An 18,936-nucleotide genomic window follows, 5' to 3' on the forward strand; every position below is an offset into this window, starting at 1 on the left:
GCGCGCCGCCCCCGCCCCCACCCGGCGCGCCCGCACCCCCGCCACCCCCACCGAGCGCGCCCCCGCCGCCGCCACCCGCGTCCCCCAATGTGGCTTTCGGGGCGTTGAACGACACCAATGCCGCATTGGAGGCGCCGCCACCCCCACCGCCGCCGCCGGAGTTGCCGGATCCGGTGGTGGCGAAGGCCGAGGCGCTCGTCGCGCCGCTTCCCGAGGACGCGCCGAAGCCCGCGCCCGAACTCCTGCCGCAGGAAGCCCGGAAGAAGGCCCCGGCGATCGGCAAACGGCCGCCGACCCGGCGCCTGCGGCCCGGGGACCTCATCTGCGGCGACTGCGGGGAGGGCAACCAGGCCACGCGGAAGTTCTGCGGCCGGTGCGGCTCCTCCCTCGCCGAGGCCGAGGTCGTCAAAACGCCGTGGTGGCGCAAACTGCTGCCCCGCTCCGGCGCGAAGGTCCGCGCTTCGGGCGCCCGCCCGAAGAAACGCGGCCGCTCACCCGCTTCGCGCACGATACGCACGACGTTCCGCGTCGCGCGCCGGATGATCGGGATCGCCTTGATCGTGCTCGGCATCGCCTACGGTGTCCTGCCGAGTTTCCGGGGCTGGGTGAACCAGCACGCGACCGAGGCGAAGAACGGCGTCGAGGGGCTGATCTTCCCGCGGTACGAACCGGTTGCGCCGATCAGCATCCAGTCCCCGGTCCAGACCCCGGACCATCCGGCCACCCTGGTCAGCGACGGGTTCAAGAACACGCACTGGGCGGCCCCGGTGAACGGCGCCGAACCGGTCGTGGTGCTCAAGTTCGACCGGGCCGTCGACCTGGGCCGGATCATCGTGCACAGCGGCACCCCGGACGGCTTCCAGGCCCAGCACCGCCCGGAACGCCTGCACCTGGTGTTCTCCACCGGCCGCACCGCCGACGTCACCCTCGCCGACAAACCCGATGCCCAGGAACTGGAGATCGAAGGCGGCGAAGGCGCCGAGGGCGTGGAAATCCACGTCGTCGCCACCTTCAAAGCCGTCAACGGCACCGAGGTCGCCATCAGCGAAATCGAACTCTTCCGCAAGTCCTGAATGTGCAACTCGCTTACCCGAACGTAGAACTCGCTTACCCGAACGTGCGACTCGCCGAACCTGCCCGGGCCCGGCGAGTCGCACACTCGGGTAAGCGAACTGCACACTCGGGTAAGCGAGTTGCACGTTCGGGGCGAACAGGGGTCAGCCGCGCTCGGTGAACTTGGGCGGGCCGCTGGTGCCGAACACGACCAGGAAGGCTTCCTGGTCCGACACCGCCGGGGCGCCGTCCACCGCGGCCAGAACGGTCCGGTCACCGGGGGCGCTCTTCGGCAGGATCACCAGCTGGGTGCCGAAGGTTCCCGCGGCGTCGGTCCGCGCGGTCGCCCGTTCGGGACGGCCGGGCATGGTGACCGTGATCGCCCGCGACGGCGGGAAACCGGTGCCGGTCACCGTCGTCACCCGGCCCGGCGGGGTCAGCCCGGGGTTGACCTGGATCGCCGGGACGGTCTGCTGCCCGTGCAGGCCCACCAGATGCGGCCCGCCGGGCGCGTTGCTGGTTAGCACCAGCACCGCCGCCCGGTCGCCCGGGCCGCCGGGGGTGAACCGGACCGTCACGGCACACGTGGCCCCGGGCGCCACCCCCGCGCACCCGTTCCCGGTCACCGCGAAGTCACCCGGCGCCGAACCCGGCGCCCCGGCCTCCACCCCCGCCCCGGTCACGGTCAGCGGGGACCCGCCGGTGTTCGCCACCACGAGCGTGGCGTCCGGCGCGGTCGACAGCGGCAACCGGATCCCGAACTCGAGCGGATCCGGGCTCGCCGCGAACCCCGGCGGCGCGGGCGGCGGTGGAGGCTGGTCCGGCGGCGGAGGGGACGGCGGCCGCTCACCGGCGCCCCGCAACGGCACGACGACCGGCTGCGGCACCCCGCGCAACCGCACCTCCAGCTGCGCCTGCCGCGGCCCGTCCCCGGCCGGGGTGAACCGGATCTCGGCGAGGCACCGGCCCGTCTCGTACAACGTCAACCCGGCGCACGTCTGCGTGCCGAGCACGAACTCACCGGAGTTCACCCCGCCCACGGCCAGCTGCTCCACCGGCAGCGGCCCGAACCCCGAATGCGCCAGGGTCGCCGTGCGTTCCGCGAACCCGCCGAGCACCACCGGTCCGAACTCGACCGGCTCCACCCGCGGCGACGGCGTGAACGTCCGCACGAAGACGTCCGGCACCCGGCAGCACTCGGCGTCGTTGGTGTCCCCCGGCACCAGGTCACTGGCGTCGGAGTCGTAGGCCACCCGCGCACCGTCGCCGCTCAGGTTCAGCTGTCCGTCGTTGTGCCGCGGTGTGCTGTCGGCGTTTCCCGCGCACGTGCCGTCCGGCGGCGGCTGGCAGGTGGGGAACTGGGCCGGGGACGCGAGCGCGCCGGGCAACCGGGCGCCCTGGGCTTCGTCGACCACCAGATCGCGGACCACCACCTGGCACGGGGTCCGCACGTCGCGCGGCGTCTGGTCCCGCACCACCGGCCCGTCGGAGGTGCCCCCGGAGTAGGGCCGGATGCAGGTGTCCTGGACCGGCGGCCGGTCGATCCCGTCGTGCGCGCCGGGATTGTCCGTGACGAAGGCGAGGTACCGGCCGTCCCCGGACAGCGCCGGGTGCAGCCCGTTGACCGGGTTGCCCGCGTTGTCCCGCGACACCACCCGCGACGTGAGCCGGGCGCCGACCGGACCGTTCGGGTCGCGCCGCACCAGGTACACGTCCGGCCGGTAGAAGTCGCGGCGGTCGACGAAAGCCACCGCCGAGCCGTCGTGCGAAAGCGCCGGGTAACGCAGGGCGGTCGCCGGGTCGTCCCCGAGGAACTTCCCGTCGGCGCCGGCGTCGACCCGGTACAGCGCGTTGGTCGTGGAGTTCCACACCACCAGCGCCGAGCTGAAATCGGCCTCGTTCGGGAAGGTGGCGGCGTAGAGCACCTGCCGCCCGTCCCCGGAGACCTTGGGGAAGAACTGCCGCGCCTCGATCGTGCCCTTGGACATCCGGGGCACCGGGGTGTTGACCGCCGGTCGGCCGACCGGCCCGCCGTTCACCCGGAGCACCGCGGTCATCGCGTAACTGGCGCCGCTGTCCGATTTGGACTGCCACACGACGCGGCTGGCGTCCGCGGCCAGATCCACCGTCCGCGGCGGGTACGCACTCGACTCTCCGGCGGGCAGGGTGACCAGGTGGTAGCGGTAGTCGAACCTCCCCGGTGCGATTCGCTCGTCGAAATCGGCGTCCCCGTCGGGATCGCGGTCGCAGACCACGATGATCTCGCTGGAGTAGGAGTTCTCGACGATGTTGCGGGCGCCGGTGAGGAACGCGACGTACCGGCCGTCCCCGGAAATGCTCGGCTGGGAACTCTCCCCGTCCGGGGGCACGTCCTTTTCCGGCTGCGCCTGCCGCAGGTGGATGACCGGCGGTCGCGGTTCCGGGACGACGAACTGGCCGCGGCTGATCTGCACCGTGCGGTCGCGCACCAGATCGCGGACGAAGACGTTCTGCTGAGCGTCGAAAACGGGCAGATCCGCCAGCTCCGACCGGCTGGTGAAGGCGACCTGGGTGCCGTTGGCGGAGAGGTCCGAGTCCCGCCCGCCGGACTGCGCCTGGGCGTTCGTCCCGTTCTGCACCGAAGCCCGTACCGTGGTGCCGGGCGCGGCTGCGGCGTCGGCGCGCTCGCCGCCGTCCCCGGCCACTACGATCGCCGCGGCGGCGAGCACCGCCAGCGCCGCCGCCATTCGTCTACTGTGGACAAATCTTGCAGGCACGACGAACCTCCGCACAGAGCCGGTCCGCCCAACCTAGGCAGCACGCGCGCTGATCGGCGTCGGCGGCCGGGTGGCGAACCGGACGCCGTGCCCCGCCCGTTCGGGCAGCGGCCGCTGCCCCGCCGGGCTCCCGTTCGCGGCTCCAGCGCGAATGCCCGCGCCGCGCACACTTTCCAGCCATGGGCGCCACGACATCACTCGCGGAGACCGAACTGGTCGTCACACCCGGCGACGCCGCCAGCTGCGCCGTGCACATACGCAACTCGGGCACCGTCGTCGACCAGTTCAGCATCGACGTCCTCGGGGACACGCGAACCTGGGCCGAGGTCGAGCCACCGGTCATCAACCTCCTGCCCGGCCAGGACGGTACGGCGACCGTCCACTTCCGCCCGCCGCGCAAGGCCGAGGTGCGGGCCGGCGCGGTGCCGTTCGGCGTCCGGGTGCTGTCCCGGGAGGATCCCGGCGGTTCGCGGGTGGACGAGGGCGTGGTGCACGTCGAACCGTTCACCGACCTCCAGATCGAACTCTCACCGCGCACGTCCACCTGCCGCACCAAGGCGCGGCACGAGGTCGTGGTGGACAACCTGAGCAACCACCCGGTTTCGGTGGAGGTGCTCCCGCGCGACGAGGAGGACGCGCTCAAGTTCGACCTCGACCACCCGGTGCTGACCGTCGAACCGGGCACCGCCGCGTTCCTCAAGCTCAAGGCCAGCCCCGAGGACCGGTTCCTCCGCGGCCCGGAACGCCGCCACCCCTTCGGCGTCACCGCGGTCACCAGCGAACAGCCGCCGATGACCGCCGAGGGCACGGTCGTCCAGCAGCAGCTCCTGCCGAAATGGCTGCTGCCCGCGCTCATCGCCCTGCTGGCGTTGGCGATCGTCGCGGTCACGCTGTGGTTCACCGTGCTCAAGCCCACCGTCCAGTCGGCGGCGCGCGAGGCCGCGAAACAGGCCGCCGCCGAACAGGTCCAGGCGATCACCGACACCGCGAACCAGGCCAAGCAGTCCGCGGGCGCGGCCGAGCAGAAGGCCCAGGCCGCGCAGCAGCAGGCCGGGGACATGGCGGCCAAGGGGCAGCAGGCGGGCGGCACCCCCGGCGGCACCGGGCAGGTGACCGGCCCCGGCGGGGTGGACATCAGCAAGGGCAGCTCGTTCGACTTCCGGGTCGCCGCGAACACCCCGCAACGTCCCGGCGACACCACGACCTACACCCCGTTCACCGGGACTCCGCCCGCGGGCAAGACCGTGGTGGTGACCGATCTGCTGTTCCAGAACCCGGCCGGCGACGGCGGCCGCCTGCAGCTCAAACGGGGCAACGACGTGTTGCTCGAGGTCGGCCTGAACAACATTCGCGATCTGGACTACCACCTGGTCGAACCGTTCATCTTCCCGCCGGGATCGCCCCCGGTGATCGCGGTGAACTGCCAGTCCGCGAGCACCGGGAGCTGCACCCCCGCGGTCTCCTTCACCGGCCGCCTCTCCGGCTGACCCCCAGCCAGCCGACGAGCCCCCGGCTAGATGAGCCCTTCGCGCATCGCGTAGGCCACGGCGTGCGAGCGGTTCTTGAGCTGGAACCGGTTCGTCACGTCGTGCAGGATGCTCTTGACCGTCCGCTGCGAGTAGCACAGCTGATCGGCGATCTCCTGAGTGGACAGTCCGGACGCGACCAGCCGGAGGACCTCGGTCTCCCGGTTGGTGATCCCGGCCAGGTGCAGCCCGCGGGGTTCCAGGACCTGGCGCTGCAGGCGGGAAACCCGGTTGAGCAACCGGCCGAGCAGATCCGGCGGCAGCGCGCCCTCCCCGGCCGCGGCCGCCTTGATCAACCGCACCAGCACGTCCGGAGTGGTCTCGGACCGGCGCGCGACCGCGCACACCCCGTGCTCGATGGCGCTGAGGATCTCGTTGTCGTCCACCTCTCCCGCGATCAGCACGATCCGGGTGAATCCTTGGCACTGCAGGGAACGCAGCAACTGGGTCATCTGGGAGTCGAGCCGGTCGGCGACCAGGAGCGCCACCGCGCTGCCGTCCGCGGACTCCTCGTCCACCAGCCACACCTCGTCCCGGGTGCGCAGCGCCATGCACACCCCGTTCTGCAGGATCGGGTCGGTGGCGCGGACGACTACCGGTGTGCGGGCTTTGCTCAACATGGTGTTTCCCCTCGACTGTCCTCGCGGCTGGAGTCAACTGTGCATCAGGGGAAGTCCCAGGCGCATGGGACTGAAGTCCCTATCTTGCCCGTATGGGCGTGCGAGCCTGCCCGATCGCAGGAGTCAGATCGGCGCGATCGGCTGCTCACCGAGGCCCGCGTCGCGCGCGCGGATGATCGCCTGCGCGCGGTCGGCCACCCGGAGTTTGCCGAATACGCTGGAAATGTGGTTCCGCACCGTCTTCGGGCTCAGCGACAACCGCTGCGCGATCGAGGAATTGCTGTGCCCGCAGGCGATCAGCCGCAGCACTTCCCGTTCGCGCGAGGTCAGTTCCGGGAACACCGGATCGTTACCCGGCACCACGCCGTTGAAGAACCCGAGCACCAGGGTCGCGATGTCCGGGCCGAAGATCGCCTCCCGGCGGCCCACCGCCTGCACCGCGCGCACGATCTCGTCCGGTTCGGCGTCCTTGAGCAGGTAACCCCGGGCGCCGGCCCGCATCGCCGCGAACACCGATTCGTTCTCGTCGGACATGGTCAGCATGAGCACCCCGGTGCCCGGCCGCTCGGCCACGATCCGCCGGGTCGCCTCCACGCCGCTGATGTCCGGCAGCTGGAGGTCCATCACCACCACGTCCGGCGCGAGGGCCGCCGTGGCGCTGACCGCGTTGATCCCGCTCGCCGCCTCGCCGACGACGTCGATGACCGGCTCCGCCGCGAGCATCGTGCAGACCCCGAAGCGGAACAGCGGATGATCGTCGACGACCAGCACCCGCAGCACTTCGGTATCGGTCATGAATCGGTCTCCTTCGGCGGTGGCAACGGCAGTGTCGCGCATACCCGCGTCCCTCCGGTTTCGTTTTGCTCAGCGCGGAATTCGCCGCCCAGCTCGGCGGCGCGCTCGCGCATCGAACTCAGGCCGATCCCCGCGCCGTTGCGGCCGCGCAGGCCGACCCCGTCGTCGGTGACCGTGATGGACAGTTCCCCGTTCGCCCGGAGCGCGACGGTGCACCGCCGCGCGCGGGCGTGCCGGGTCACGTTCGTGAGTGCCTCGCAGATGATCCGGTAGGCCGCCACGTCGACGGCGGGCGGCAGGTCCGGCAGGCGGTCCGGGGCGTCGAGCGCGATCGTCAGGCCCGGGGTGGCGTCCTGGGCCGCGCGGTTCACCGTGCCGATGTAGTCCTCGAGGGCGGCCAGCAGCCCGCGCTTCTCCAGCACCGGCGGCCGCAGCCCGTGCGCCAGCCGCCGGATCTCGGCGTTCGCGCCCTTGAGCGCCTCCTGCAGGCGCGCGAGCATCACCCCGGTCGGCGTGGACTCGCCGATCGCGCGGCGGCTCGCGTGCAGGCCGAGCGTGATCGCGGCCAGCGTGGGGCCGACGCCGTCGTGCAGTTCGCGCAGCAGCCGCCGGCGCTCCTCCTCGCGCGCGGTCACCAGGCGGTCCCGGCTGCGGATCAGGTCGGTGGTCAGCCGGGCCGTGTAGACGACCGTGCCGGCGTGCCGCGCGACCTCGGTGAGCACGGACCGCTCCTTGCGGCCGAGCACCTCGCGCGGGCTGCGCCGGGCGATCACCAGGCTGCCCACCGCCTCGCCCTGGTAGCTCAGGGGCAGCCGGTGGCACAGCGCGGTCGGCTCGCCGTAGCTCGCCGCCTTCTCGCGCCCGGCATCCCGGTCCAGTTCGATGGCCACATAGGGCAATCGCAGCGCGACGCCGATCGTTTCCACGACCGCCGGTAATTGCTCCGCTGGAGTGTGGATTTTCTCCAATCGTGACGCGAGCGCGGACACCACGTGGTACGGATCGTGACGCTCGCCGAACAGCCGGGTGTTGATCAGCGCCTGCACCCGGGCCCGCAGCGGCTGCACCGCGAGCGCGATGAGCGCCGCGGCGATCGCCTGCTGCCACAGCTGGTCCACCGGCGGGAACAGCAGGCTGAACACGCTCACCACGCCGACGTACAGCCCGGCGAGCAGCACGCTCAGCGTGCCGTAGACCAGCGACCGGCTGAGCACCACCTCGATGTTCAGCGCCTGGTGCCGCGCGATGGCCATGGACACCACGAACGGGACCGGCAGGAACGCCAGCGTCTGGAACCGCCAGTCCAGCCACGGCGTGCCGTGCACCGCGGCCGGAATGGTCCACACGACGAGGTACAGCGTCGCGCCGCCGCCGAGCGCGGCCACCAGCCAGCGCATGCGCTTGCGCAGCAACGGATCCTTGTGCGTCACGTACTTGCCGATCAGCGCGGCGGCGATGACCGGCGGATACGCGAAGAGCGCGCCCAGCGAAGGCGACCCGAGCAGGTTCAGCCGGGTGAGCGGATCGTCCTCCGCGAGCAGCGCGTACCCGGCGACGGCCAGGTAGAGCACCAGCCCGAGGCCGTACCCGGCGAGCACGTGGCGGCAGAACCGGCGGCGGGAGCCGACCTCCGGGAAGGACAGCGCGAAGTGCAGCATCCCGCCCCAGAGCAGCAGGAAGCAGAACTCCCCGCCGTACCAGCGCCAGAACTGGGAGCCGGCGACGAGGTCGAGCGCCTCGAGCTGGAAGTAGCCGGAACCGGCGACGGTCGCGGCGCCGATCGCGGACGCGGTGATCGCCGCCTGGGTCGCCGGATCCCGGGGCCGGGCGGCGAAAATGGCACCGGAGGTGGCCAGCAGCGCGCCGACGACGAGGATCGACGGCCACGAGTCGAGCAGGCTGTCGGCCACCGGGTACGGGCGGAGCGGAACGTCCAGATCGAGCGGCCGCCCGTCGCGGAGAACCTGGTAGCGCAGCACCTGACCGGCCTCGGCGGCGGGACCGCCGGGGACGCTTCCCGGGGTGGCGCCGTTGATGGAAAGGACCTGGTCACCGGCCCGCAGCGGACCGTCCGGGGCGGCGGTCTCGACCGTGACCGCGCCGCCCGGCACGGCGAAATCGCCGGTGTTGACCACGGTTCCGTCGCTCGGGGTGAGCGCGCGCCACGCGATCGCCCACCCGGCCGCGACCAGGAAGACGATGCAGAGCAGCAGGAAGAACGCGGGCTCGCGTCGGGCGCCCCCCGATCTGAACACGTTGTGAAGCATCCCTCAGCGGATGCGTCCAGCCCAGCGCATTCCCCTACTCGCCGGGTACGCGGCCACCCGTTCGGCCTAGGAACGGCGTCCCGTACGGCTCACTTTCCGGCGCGGAATAGCCCGAAAGGGGAGCCGTACGGGAGTTGGTCCTCAGCCGAATGCCACCGCGTTCTCGCGGGCCCAGTCGCTGAACGTGAGCGGTTTTCGTCCGGTGAGCCGATCCACGGTGTCGAAGACGATCGCTTCGGTGTGGCCCGCCGCGCGTTTCATCTCCAGGATTCCGTCCACCGCGGAGACCGGCCAGCCCCAGGAAGCGAATCGCGTTCGGGTCTGCTCGGCGGATTCGACGACGCAGCGCACCGGGCGGCCGAGGGCGTCGGCGAGGGCGCGGACCTGTTCCTCGGGGGTCGGCGCCTCGCCGCCGGTCAGCGGGTAGATCGCACCCGCGTGCCCGGGCGAGGTGAGCACCTCGGCGGCGACCGTGGCGATGTCCCGGCAATGGATCATCGCCGAGGGGCCCTCGTACTGGTTGACGTAGGCGACGCCTTCCGCGCGGACGGATTCGATCCACCCGTACCGGTTGTCCATGAAGGTGCCCGGCCGCAGGATCGTCCAGTCCGGGCCCGCGGCGCGGATCACCTCCTCGGCTTCGCGGTGCGCGGACGAGATCGGGTCGGCGCCGCCGAAGTGCACGCCGGTGGTGGACAGTTTCACCAGCCGTTCGACGCCCGCGTGCGCCGCCGCGGCGGCGAGGTTCGCCTCCTGGACCGGACCGGTCGAACCGTGGCCCGAGGTGAGCACGAAGACGCGGTCGACGCCCTCGAGCACGGGCGGCAGCGTCTCCGGCCGGTCGAGATCGCCCGCGACGACCTCGGCGCGCGGATCGACGCGCGCGGCGCCCGGGTCGCGGGTGAGCGCGCGCACGGGCGCACCGCGGTCGAGCAGGCAGGGCACGAGTTCGCGGCCGACCTTGCCGGTCGCTCCGGTGATCAGGATCATGTGAGTCTCCTTTGTGGATAGTGGTCAATGGTGTTGGCGCAGCGGGATGTTCTTCAGGCGCAGTGCGGCGATCAGTCCGATGAGGAGGATCGGCGGCGCGGTGAAGAACACGCCGCGCAGGGCGTGCGCGTAGTCCGCCGGGCCGGGTGCGCGCGTGCCGAGCCCGGCGGTGAAGACCGAGCCGAAGACCGAGACGCCGAGCGCGGTGCCGAGCGAGCGCAGGAAGGTGACCGTGCCGGAAACCGCCCCGATGTCCTCGCGCGGCGCGGTGTTCTGCGCGGCCAGGGCGGGCACCTGCAGGTTGAGTCCGGCGGCGAGGCCGAACAACACCAGGTACGCCAGCACCACCGGCCGCGTGGTCGATTCATCCATTGTGGACATCAGGATTCCGGCGACGATGCCCAGCGCCATCCCGGCCGCCGGGTACCACCGGTAGTTTCCCGTCCTGGCGATGATTTTGGCGCTGCCCATCGAGGACGCGACCACGCCGAACATCATCGGCGCGAGCAGCAGCCCGGTCGCCGAAGCGCTCGCCCCGGAGGCGGCCTGCACGAACAGCGCCAGGTAGGTCACCGAGCCGAGGAACGCGAATCCGGCGACCACGCTGACCAGAACGGAAACGGTGAACGTGGAGTCGCGGAAGAGCCGGAGCGGGATGACCGGTTCGGCCGCCTTCCGTTCGGCGAACACGAAGGCCGCCGCGAACAGGATCGCCGCGGCGCCGAGGCCGAGGATCACCGGTGAGGTCCACGAGTGGCGCGAACCCGCCCACGCGGCGAGCAGCGTCAGGCTGGCGATGGCGCCGCTGAGGCAGAGCAGGCCCGCGACGTCCAGCCGGGCGCGGACCCGGGTGTGCGGTGCCAGGCGCAGGAACCGCACGACCAGGAACAGCGCGACCGCGCCGATCGGCAGGTTGAGGTAGAACACCGCGCGCCAGCCGAGCAGATCGGTCAGCGGGCCGCCGGTCAGCGGCCCGGCCACCGAGGCGACCGCGAAGCAGGTCGCGAAGTAGCCGGAGTAACGGGCGCGTTCGCGGGGCGGGAACAGTTCGGCGATGATCGCCAGCACGGACACGAACAGGCCACCGGCGCCGAGACCCTGGAGCAACCGGCAGGCGATCAGCACCCCCATGCTCGGCGCGACCGCGCACGCGGCCGAACCGGCGAGGAAGAGCGCGACGGCGGTCAGGAAGACCGGCTTGCGGCCGAAGAGGTCGCCGAGCTTGCCGTACAGGGGAACGCTGACCGTGCTGGTCAGCAGGTAGCCGGTGGTGATCCAGGAGAACGCGTCCAGGCCACCGAGGTCGCCGACCACGCGGGGGAGCGCGGTGGCGACCACCTGGGCGTCGAGCATGGCGAGGAAGACCGAAAGCAGGAGCCCGGTCAGGACCGGGGCGACCCGGATCCGGGCAGCGGAGATCGACTCCGCTGAGGGAGCAGACAAGATGAATTCCCATCAGTGCGAAGGAAACAGGAACGATTGGGGTGTGCGAGACCGCACTACCCCGCCAAGACAGGGGATTCCGGCACGCGCCCAGTCACCACTGGATGCGGCCCTCTCCGCGCTTGGTCGATCACCTCGAATTCGTCCCACTCACCCGTTCGAACCCGGGTGGCGTCCTCACTGATGCGTGATTTCGGCAGAACACGCGCTCCCCGGCGCGTGCCTGGCTGACTCTAAACAACTGCATGTCAAAGTGCAAGTAACTCGTGAGTGTTCCGACCGGTTCCAACCGGTCTGTCCACTCACGACTCGGGGAGGCCGCGCTACGGGCGGCTGAGGGGTTTGACTTCGGCGTCTTCCTCTTCGTCGCCGTCGCGGTCGGCGTCCCGGCGGCGCTTGCCGAGATCGTCCGGGAACACCCACTTCTTGAAGCCCCAGAAGCGGAACACCATCGCCAGCAGCATGCCGATCACCGAACCGCTGGCGAAGTCGGCGGCCTCCTGCACCAGTCGCGAGACATGCGGCACCTCGAGGTGCAGCACGTACCGCGAGGCGTACAGCGGGATCAGGTTGACCACCACGGCGACCCCGCTGATCAGGAAGAACAGCGCCGCCTCGTGGTGCCGCTCCCGGCCGCCGCGGGTGCGGAACGACCATTCCCGGTTCAGCACGTACGAGCAGATCGTCGCGACGATGATCGCGATGGCCTTCGCGGTGGTCGGCTTCGATTCCAGGACGCTGAGCTTGAGCAGGTACCAGACGCCGTTGTCGATCAGGAACGTCGTGCCGCCGACGATCGCGAACTTCAGCATCTCCCGGTGCCGGATCAGCACCGAACGCAGCGGTTCGGGAGTGTGCGCGAGCACGGTTTCGACAACGTTCACAGGCCGCAGTGTACGTAGCGGGCGGGCCCCGAGTGGGCTCAGGCGGCGCGGCGGTCCTGTTCGCCCGATTCGTTCCGGCCGCCGCGCGGCCGCCGGATCCGGGCATTCGCCTGCGGAAACACCCATTTCCGGAATCCCCAGAAGCGGAACACCGTGCCGAGCAAGGTGCCCAGGATGAAACCGCTCACGAAATCGGCCACCTCCTGGGTCAGCAGGCCGACGTGCGGCACCCGCAGGTCGAGCACGTACCGGGAAACCGCGAGCGGCAGCAGCGTCAGCCCCACCGAGATCCCGCTGACCAGGAAGAACAGCGCTGCCTCGTGCCGCCCCTCCCGGCCGCCGCGGGTGCGGAAGGACCACTCCCGCGACAGCACGTACGAGCAGACCGTCGCCACCAGCACCGCGATGCCGAACGCGGTCAGCGGGTTGGCGTTCAGCACGGTCAGCTTGAGCACGTAGTTGACGACCGTGGTGACCGCGAAGCAGATCGCGCCCACGACCCCGAACTTGAGCAGCTCGTGGTGCCTGATCAGCAGCGCCTTCAAGGGCCTCGGCAGTCGCCCGAGGAGCCGGTCCGCGTCCCACATGCTCGCCGAGGCTACCCCCGTCCGATCACCAGAACGGCCACCACGGCTTGCTCGACGTGGTGACCGTGGGTTTGGCGGGCTTGCGGCCACCGCCGGACGGCCCGTGGGTCTCGGTGACCGACGGTGTGGTCGTCACGGTCGGTTTCTTCGGTGTCTTCGACGGCAGCGTCGGGGTGACCGTGGGGCCGGGGGCGCCCGTCGGCCCCGGCGTCCCCGTCGGCCCGGGCTTCGTCGTCGGGACCGGGCCGATCGGCCAGTCCCAGCACTCGAAGTACACCGTTTCCGACCGGGTGGCCGAACCGAGCGCCGCGGTGACGGTCACGGCTTCGTCGTCGTCCGGGCGATCCTCCAGCTCGAACCACAGGCGCAGGTGCTCACCGGGTTCGAGCGGTTCGGTGCTCCGGCACGTGATCGAACCGCCGCCGTCGCAGCGCACCCGCCACTGGCCCAGGATCACCCGCGCCTCCCGGCTCACGGTCACGGTCGCCGGTTTGGTGTTCGGGCCGTCGTTGCGCACGTCCACGCTCAGCCACGCCGACCGCGCCCACGGGAACGTCGAACTCCACAGCGTGTGCACGCGCAGGCCGACCTTGTCCGGCGCCTCCCGCACGGTGACCTGCACGGTGATCGACACCTTGACCTGGCCGCCCGAGCTGATCGACCCCCGCACCTGGCCCGGCTGGGCGGAGCCGTCGGCCTTGAGCCGGAAGATCAGCACCGCGGATTCGCCGGGCTGCAGGCCCCGCGCGGTCCGGCAGGTGACCGTGCCGCTGCCCGCCGGGCACTGCACGGTCTGCTGCTCGGTGGCCTGGGCGGCGAAACCGCCCGGCCCGCTGCCCGCGGCATTCGAACCCGCGGCGCCGCCGCCCGCCGCGGGCGCGACGGCGTGCACGCCCTTGGGCAGGTCGAGCGAGACCTCGACCGGCTCGGAGACCGTGCCGCCGTCGTTGCGCACGGTGATCGGCAGGTTGACCGGCTCGCCGCCCGGTTGCAGCTCGATGTTTCCCGGCGGCTGGGCGGTCAGCTTCGGCGGCTGCGGCGCCGGCGGAGGCGGCGGTGCGGGCGGCGGAGGCGGGTTCGGTGCCGGGGCCGGTGCGGGCGGGGGCGCGACCGGCGGCGGCGCCGGTTCGGCGGGCGGTGGTGGCGGGGGCGGCGCCGGTGGCTGCGCGGGCGGGTTCGCGGGCGGCGGCGGTGGCGGTGGCGGAGGCGGAGGAGGTGGTGGCGGCTGCTGCACGGGTGCCGGGACGACGGGCTGCTGTGCGGCGGCCGGGATCTCCTGCGTCCCACCGCCGGCCGCGAGCCCCACGGCGATCGCGGCGGCCATGGCGACGCCGGACACCCCGACCCCGACGAACTGGCGGGGCCCGGCGGCGGCCGCGCCCGCGGCGCCACCCGAGGACGACCCCGCCGCCGCACCCGCGGCACTGGCGGTCGCGGCCGCCGCCGCGGTGGCCGCGCTGCCCTTGAGCGCTCCGGCGGCGGCCAGGTACCCGAGGACCGAGCCACCCAGGATGATCGGCGCGATGATCGCCCGCAGGGCGCCGTTGACGTCGGCGAGTTCGGCGGCCAGCGCGCGGCAGCGGTCGCATTCGTCGAGATGCGTCTCGACCTGCGCGCGCTCCCGTTTGGACAGCCCGTCCCGGGTCCACGCGCCGAGCCGCTCGGCGGTGGCGCGGCAGCGTTCGGCGGAGGTCTCGGCGAGGTGGACCTGCAGGTACGCCTGGCGCAGGCCCTCGCGGGCGCGGTAGGCCAGCGCGGAGACACCGTTCGCGGTCAGCCCGAGCAGCGGCGCGACCTCGGCCGGGGTCTGCCGTTCGATCTCGGTGTGCCAGAGCACGGCTTGCCAGCGCTCGGGCAACCTGCGGAACGCCTTCGCCGCGAGCGTGCGCTCCAGGCCCTGCACCGCGGTGTCCGAGAACGGCACGGTCAGCGCTTCGGCGGCCGGGCCGCTGACCTCGCTCATGTCCTCGTTGAGGTCGATCCGCCGGTCCTTGCGGGTCTTGTCGTAGGCGGTGTGCCGCAACGCGGTGAGCAGGTAGGCGCGGAAGGCCGAATCCGGTCCCTTGCCCGCGCGCAGGGTGTCCAGGACCTTGGCGAAGGCCTCGCTGACCAGGTCGTCGGTCTCGGCCTTGGACTTGGCGAGCTGGCGGGCCAGGTTGTAGGCCGCCGCGACATGCCGTTCGTAGAGCGTGCCGTACGCCGCGAGCGTTCCCCCGCGCACGGCGGCGATCAGCTCGGCATCGCTCTTGCCAGTGGGATCGGCGGGAACGGTGGACACAGGTCTCCTTCATGGCAGGGGTCGTGGGCGGTGTCTCCCGCACCGCTCGTAAACCCTGACGTCGCGCGGGGACTAGTGTGACGGACGCTGAGGCGCACGTCACCTCGTGGGTAGCCCGATGACCCGGAGAGCCCAATCGGTTCACCCACCCCGAGACAAACGGCGTGCGAAAGCGCCGTCACGTCCGCGGCCATTTGCAGTCACCTGATCGGAACAATGCGACAGATCGAGAGGACGGTTGCTCAGTGGATGTGCCGGCCACCGGTGCGCTGTCCGATGCGGGCGGCAAGCACCAGGATTCGGCACGGGTCGACCGGGACCGGTCCCTGCGTGCGCTGCGTGCGCGCTGGCGGACCGCGAGCCTGGCCTCGGGGTGGCGATTTCCCAGTGACTGGGCGTTGCCCGAAGTCGATGCCGTGTGTGCCGCCGTGGTCAAGGGTGGTGAGGCGGAGGTCCCGCTGGCCGGATTGGCCCGCGCCCGGGCCGCCGCCGGAGCGGGCCTCGCCGAGACGCTGGCCGATCTCGCCGCGTTGCACGCAGTGCTCGCCGAACCCGATGCGGTGGATGGATTCGTCGCACCGGACGTGGACGCCACCCCGTCGCGGTTACTCCGAGTGACCGCGATCGCCTGGGCGGACGTCGCCGTGGACCAGCTCTCGAACGTCGAGGTGCTCGATTCGCTCACCGGGCTGCCGAGCGCCGCCTACCTGCGCACCCGGCTCGGCGAGATCTACCGGCAGGCCGCGGCCGAGCAGCGGCAGGCGGCCGAGGACCACACGCTGCTGGTGGTGTCCATGGACCTGTCCCGGGTCACCGGCTGGCCCCGGCTGACCGGCATGATCCTGGTCGCGGACGTGGTGCGCGCGGTGTTCGACCACGGCGAGAGCGTGGCCGTGCTCGGCCCGTCCGCGGTCGCCGTGCTGGTGCCGCGGGACGGCCGGATCGCGGCGCACGCGGTGATGCTGCGGCGCGAGCTGACCGAGCGGCTCTCGGTGGACGCGCAGTTGCACGAGGTCGGCAAACCGCGGATCCAGGTGATCCGGCTGCCCGGCACCCACGAAGCCGCCTGCGAACTCCTCGGCCAGCTCTCCCGCGGCTGATCTCGCACCGGCCAGGAGTCGGCGAACCAGCAAGATCAGGACATCTCGGGCTGATCGCCCCCTGACTTCGGGGGCTTGTCAACCCGCCGATACGGCTCCGTGATTTCCTGATGGGGTGACGCAGCCCGTGCCCGCCGCAACCGACGACGGCGAGTCCCTCGTACGCCCAGCGCCGCCCCGCCTCGCGCTGCGCACCTCATTGGCCCGGTTGTCCGTGCGACCGAGGTCGGTCCTGTTGCTGATCGCGGTGCCGGTGGCCGCGATCGTCTGCGGGATCATCGGCTGGCTGCTGGACTGGAAGATCGGCGTGGACAGCGCGGTGTACCGCGCGGGCGCGCTGACCCTGCTGCACGGCGATCCGCTCTACGACGCCAACACGCTGCCCACCGAACCGTTCTGGGCGCTGCTGCCGTTCACCTACCCGCCGACCGCGGCGCTGCTGTTCGTGCCGCTGGCCGCGCTGCCCACCCAGGTCGCGTGGGGCGTGATCATCGCGATCTCGGTGCTGGCGATGGCGCTGGTCATCCGCATCGCGATCGGCTCGCTGCCCCGGCCCGAGGGCGAACTGCCGCGCTGGGCCGCACCGGGCCGCGCGACGATCATCTTCTCCCTGGTGGCGCTCGGCCTGGAACCGGTCTGGCGCGGGATCTTCCTCGGCCAGATCAACCTGATCCTGATGGCGCTGATCGTGCTGGACGTCCTGGTGATCAGCGCGCGCGGGTCGAAATGGGGCGGGGTGCTGGTCGGTGTCGCCGCGGCGGTCAAGCTGACCCCGCTGGTGTTCGTGCCGCACCTGTTCTTCACCGGCAAGAAGATGGACGCGCTGCGCGCGCTCGGCACGTTCTTCGGGCTGCAGGCGCTGATGTTCCTGATCACCCCGCACGACGCGGCCCGGTTCTGGACGCGGACCCTGCAGGACACCGGCCGGATCGGCCCGTTGCACTGGGCCGGCAACCAGTCGCTGACCGGGATGATCAACCGCCTGACCGGGCTCGCCTCGTGGTCGCAGCAGCTGGCCATGGGGATCATGCTGCTGCTCGCGCCGTTCGCGCTGATGCTGATGCTCCGGTTCCACCGGCGCGGCCAGGCGCTGGCCGCGTTGCTGGTGCCCGCCTTCTGGGCGCTGCTGTTCACCCCGGTTTCCTGGTCGCACCACTGGGTGTGGGCGGTGCCGCTGATCGTGCTGCTGATCTCCCGCCTGCCGCAGACCACCCCGGCGACCGCCTGGCGCCGCTGGCTCGGCGCGTTCGCGGTGGCCGCGGTGTTCATCAGCTGCATCCTGCTGATCCTGCCGAACGGGCGGAACCTCGAGCTGCACTGGGCGTTCTGGCAGAACATCCTGGGCAGCGCGTACGTGCTGATGCCGGTGGTCCTGGCCATCGTGCTGGTGGTGCGCTGGTGGCTGATGCGCCGCAAACGTTTGCGCGCGGCCGGGGCGAGCGTGGACGACTATGTCGACGCCACGACTTCCAGCTGACCTTCCCGCGGGGCGGATCGCGGTCGCCCTGCTGGTCGCGGTCGCCCTGGTCGTCGGCGTGTTCGCCTGGCTGGACGGCTGGCGGCTGGGCGCGGACAGCGCGGTCTACCGCGCGGGCGCGCTGACCTTCCTGCGCGGCGAGCCGCTGTACACCCCGCAGACGCTCACCACGCTGCCGCCCTGGGTGGCGCTCCCGTTCACCTACCCGCCCGCCGCGGCGCTGCTGTTCGTCCCGCTCACCGCGTTGCCGTCCGGGCTGGCGTGGGGAATCCTCGCCGCCGCGTCGGTGCTGTCGCTGGCCGTGGTGGTGCGGGTGTGCGTGCGCGGGGCCGACCGGCCGTACGGGGCCTTCGCGGTGGCCGGGCTGACCGTGCTGGCGCTCGGCCTCGAGCCGGTGTGGAAGACGATCTTCCTGGGGCAGATCAACCTGATCCTGATGGCGCTGATCGTGCTGGACGTCCTGGTGCTCGGCGCGCGGGGTTCGCGGTGGGGCGGGGTGCTGGTCGGTGTCGCCGCGGCGGTCAAGCTGACGCCGTTGATCTTCGTGCCGCACCTGCTGTGCACCGGGCGCTGGAGGGACGCCGTGCGCGCGCTCGGGACGTTCGCCGCGTTGCAGGGCCTGATGTTCGCGCTGATGCCCGGCGATGCCGTGCGGTACTGGACCGAGGCCGCCTCCGATCCCGACCGGATCGGCGCGGTGCACTGGATCTTCAACCAGTCCCTCAACGGCATGCTGAACCGCGCGTCGGAGCTGGCGCCGTGGTCGCTGCCGGTGGCCATCGCGATCGCGGCCGTGCTCGCCGTGCCCGCGGTGTGGCTGGTGGTGCGGCTGCACCGGCGCGGCGAGGAGCTGGCCGCGCTGCTGGTGACCGCGTTCTACGGCTTGCTGGTCTCGCCGGTTTCCTGGTCGCATCACTGGGTGTGGGCGGTGCCGCTGATCCTGCTCCTGGTGGTCGAGGGGCGCGGGTGGTGGGCGCTGGCGGTCACCGCGCTGTTCGCCGGATGCGTGATCATGCTGGTGCCCAACGGCGGCGACGCCGAGTTCCGCTGGGGCTTCCCGCTGGCGGTGCTGGGCAACGCGTACGTGGTGGCCGCGGCCGTCGCGCTGCTCGGCCTGACCGCCCGTGAGCTGCGCAGACCCCGCGGTTAATCTGTTCCCC

The 18,936-nt window shown here is 71.8% G+C and carries 14 protein-coding genes; 5 read left to right on the top strand and 9 right to left on the bottom strand.

The features are described 5' to 3' along the window. The coding region (locus FXO23_RS50760) for an NADase-type glycan-binding domain-containing protein (protein WP_218952069.1) at positions 1–1,073 on the top strand (1,073 nt) is incomplete at its 5' end. A 144-nt stretch (positions 1,074–1,217) separates the two neighbouring features. On the opposite strand, the gene FXO23_RS15095 is transcribed toward FXO23_RS50760, so the two are convergent. Continuing rightward, positions 1,218–3,779, bottom strand: a complete 2,562-nt coding sequence (locus tag FXO23_RS15095) for a choice-of-anchor D domain-containing protein (RefSeq protein ID WP_158885235.1) — start codon at positions 3,777–3,779, stop codon at positions 1,218–1,220. 209 nt (positions 3,780–3,988) lie between these two features. Here FXO23_RS15095 and FXO23_RS15100 point away from each other — a divergent pair, with 209 nt between their 5' ends. Further along, entirely contained in the window at positions 3,989–5,296 is a 1,308-nt protein-coding gene (locus FXO23_RS15100; protein WP_158885237.1) for a COG1470 family protein, read from the top strand. Positions 5,297–5,322: 26 nt separating this feature from the next. On the opposite strand, the gene FXO23_RS15105 is transcribed toward FXO23_RS15100, so the two are convergent. From FXO23_RS15105 to FXO23_RS15140, 8 genes are all read right to left on the bottom strand, one after another. Continuing rightward, a complete protein-coding gene (locus FXO23_RS15105) occupies positions 5,323–5,955 on the bottom strand; it encodes a helix-turn-helix transcriptional regulator (protein ID WP_158885239.1) in 633 nt (210 codons plus the stop codon). A gap of 123 nt (positions 5,956–6,078) precedes the next feature. Continuing rightward, a complete protein-coding gene (locus FXO23_RS15110) occupies positions 6,079–6,750 on the bottom strand; it encodes a response regulator (protein ID WP_158885241.1) in 672 nt (223 codons plus the stop codon). Next, positions 6,747–9,005, bottom strand: a complete 2,259-nt coding sequence (locus tag FXO23_RS51560; RefSeq protein ID WP_158885243.1) for a histidine kinase — start codon at positions 9,003–9,005, stop codon at positions 6,747–6,749. The genes FXO23_RS15110 and FXO23_RS51560 overlap by 4 nt, the downstream gene beginning before the upstream one ends. A 153-nt stretch (positions 9,006–9,158) precedes the next feature. Next, a complete protein-coding gene (locus FXO23_RS15120; protein WP_158885244.1) occupies positions 9,159–10,007 on the bottom strand; it encodes an NAD(P)H-binding protein in 849 nt (282 codons plus the stop codon). Between the two features lie 24 nt (positions 10,008–10,031). Beyond that, entirely contained in the window at positions 10,032–11,450 is a 1,419-nt protein-coding gene (locus FXO23_RS15125; protein ID WP_158885245.1) for an MDR family MFS transporter, read from the bottom strand. Between the two features lie 323 nt (positions 11,451–11,773). Beyond that, positions 11,774–12,334, bottom strand: coding sequence for a GtrA family protein (locus FXO23_RS15130; protein WP_179956773.1), 561 nt, complete (start codon positions 12,332–12,334; stop codon positions 11,774–11,776). Positions 12,335–12,372: 38 nt separating this feature from the next. Next, positions 12,373–12,921, bottom strand: coding sequence for a GtrA family protein (locus tag FXO23_RS15135; RefSeq protein WP_158885247.1), 549 nt, complete (start codon positions 12,919–12,921; stop codon positions 12,373–12,375). A 25-nt stretch (positions 12,922–12,946) separates the two neighbouring features. Further along, positions 12,947–15,199 (bottom strand): sigma-70 family RNA polymerase sigma factor, encoded by a 2,253-nt coding sequence (locus FXO23_RS15140; RefSeq protein WP_158885248.1) that lies wholly within the window; start codon positions 15,197–15,199, stop codon positions 12,947–12,949. A gap of 245 nt (positions 15,200–15,444) precedes the next feature. Here FXO23_RS15140 and FXO23_RS15145 point away from each other — a divergent pair, with 245 nt between their 5' ends. The 3 genes from FXO23_RS15145 to FXO23_RS15155 all read left to right on the top strand — a co-directional run bounded on the left by FXO23_RS15145 (position 15,445) and on the right by FXO23_RS15155 (position 18,926). Beyond that, positions 15,445–16,299, top strand: coding sequence for a GGDEF domain-containing protein (locus FXO23_RS15145; RefSeq protein ID WP_246257266.1), 855 nt, complete (start codon positions 15,445–15,447; stop codon positions 16,297–16,299). A 115-nt stretch (positions 16,300–16,414) separates the two neighbouring features. After that, the gene (locus tag FXO23_RS15150) at positions 16,415–17,776 is read left to right on the top strand and encodes a glycosyltransferase 87 family protein (protein ID WP_158885249.1); all 1,362 of its coding nucleotides are present in this window, start codon (positions 16,415–16,417) and stop codon (positions 17,774–17,776) included. Further along, positions 17,751–18,926 (top strand): glycosyltransferase 87 family protein, encoded by a 1,176-nt coding sequence (locus FXO23_RS15155; protein ID WP_158885250.1) that lies wholly within the window; start codon positions 17,751–17,753, stop codon positions 18,924–18,926. The genes FXO23_RS15150 and FXO23_RS15155 overlap by 26 nt, the downstream gene beginning before the upstream one ends. Positions 18,927–18,936: the final 10 nt, after the last annotated feature.

This window comes from Amycolatopsis anabasis (genome assembly GCF_009765355.1).
In the GTDB taxonomy this organism is placed as follows: domain Bacteria; phylum Actinomycetota; class Actinomycetes; order Mycobacteriales; family Pseudonocardiaceae; genus Amycolatopsis; species Amycolatopsis anabasis.

Coding starts and splice junctions, on each gene's coding strand:
- FXO23_RS15095 (WP_158885235.1), bottom strand. CDS start 3,779: ATGGCGGCGGCGCTGGCGGTGCTCGCCGCCGCGGCGATCGTAGTGGCC.
- FXO23_RS15100 (WP_158885237.1), top strand. CDS start 3,989: ATGGGCGCCACGACATCACTCGCGGAGACCGAACTGGTCGTCACACCC.
- FXO23_RS15110 (WP_158885241.1), bottom strand. CDS start 6,750: ATGACCGATACCGAAGTGCTGCGGGTGCTGGTCGTCGACGATCATCCG.
- FXO23_RS15105 (WP_158885239.1), bottom strand. CDS start 5,955: ATGTTGAGCAAAGCCCGCACACCGGTAGTCGTCCGCGCCACCGACCCG.
- FXO23_RS15120 (WP_158885244.1), bottom strand. CDS start 10,007: ATGATCCTGATCACCGGAGCGACCGGCAAGGTCGGCCGCGAACTCGTG.
- FXO23_RS15135 (WP_158885247.1), bottom strand. CDS start 12,921: ATGTGGGACGCGGACCGGCTCCTCGGGCGACTGCCGAGGCCCTTGAAG.
- FXO23_RS15155 (WP_158885250.1), top strand. CDS start 17,751: ATGTCGACGCCACGACTTCCAGCTGACCTTCCCGCGGGGCGGATCGCG.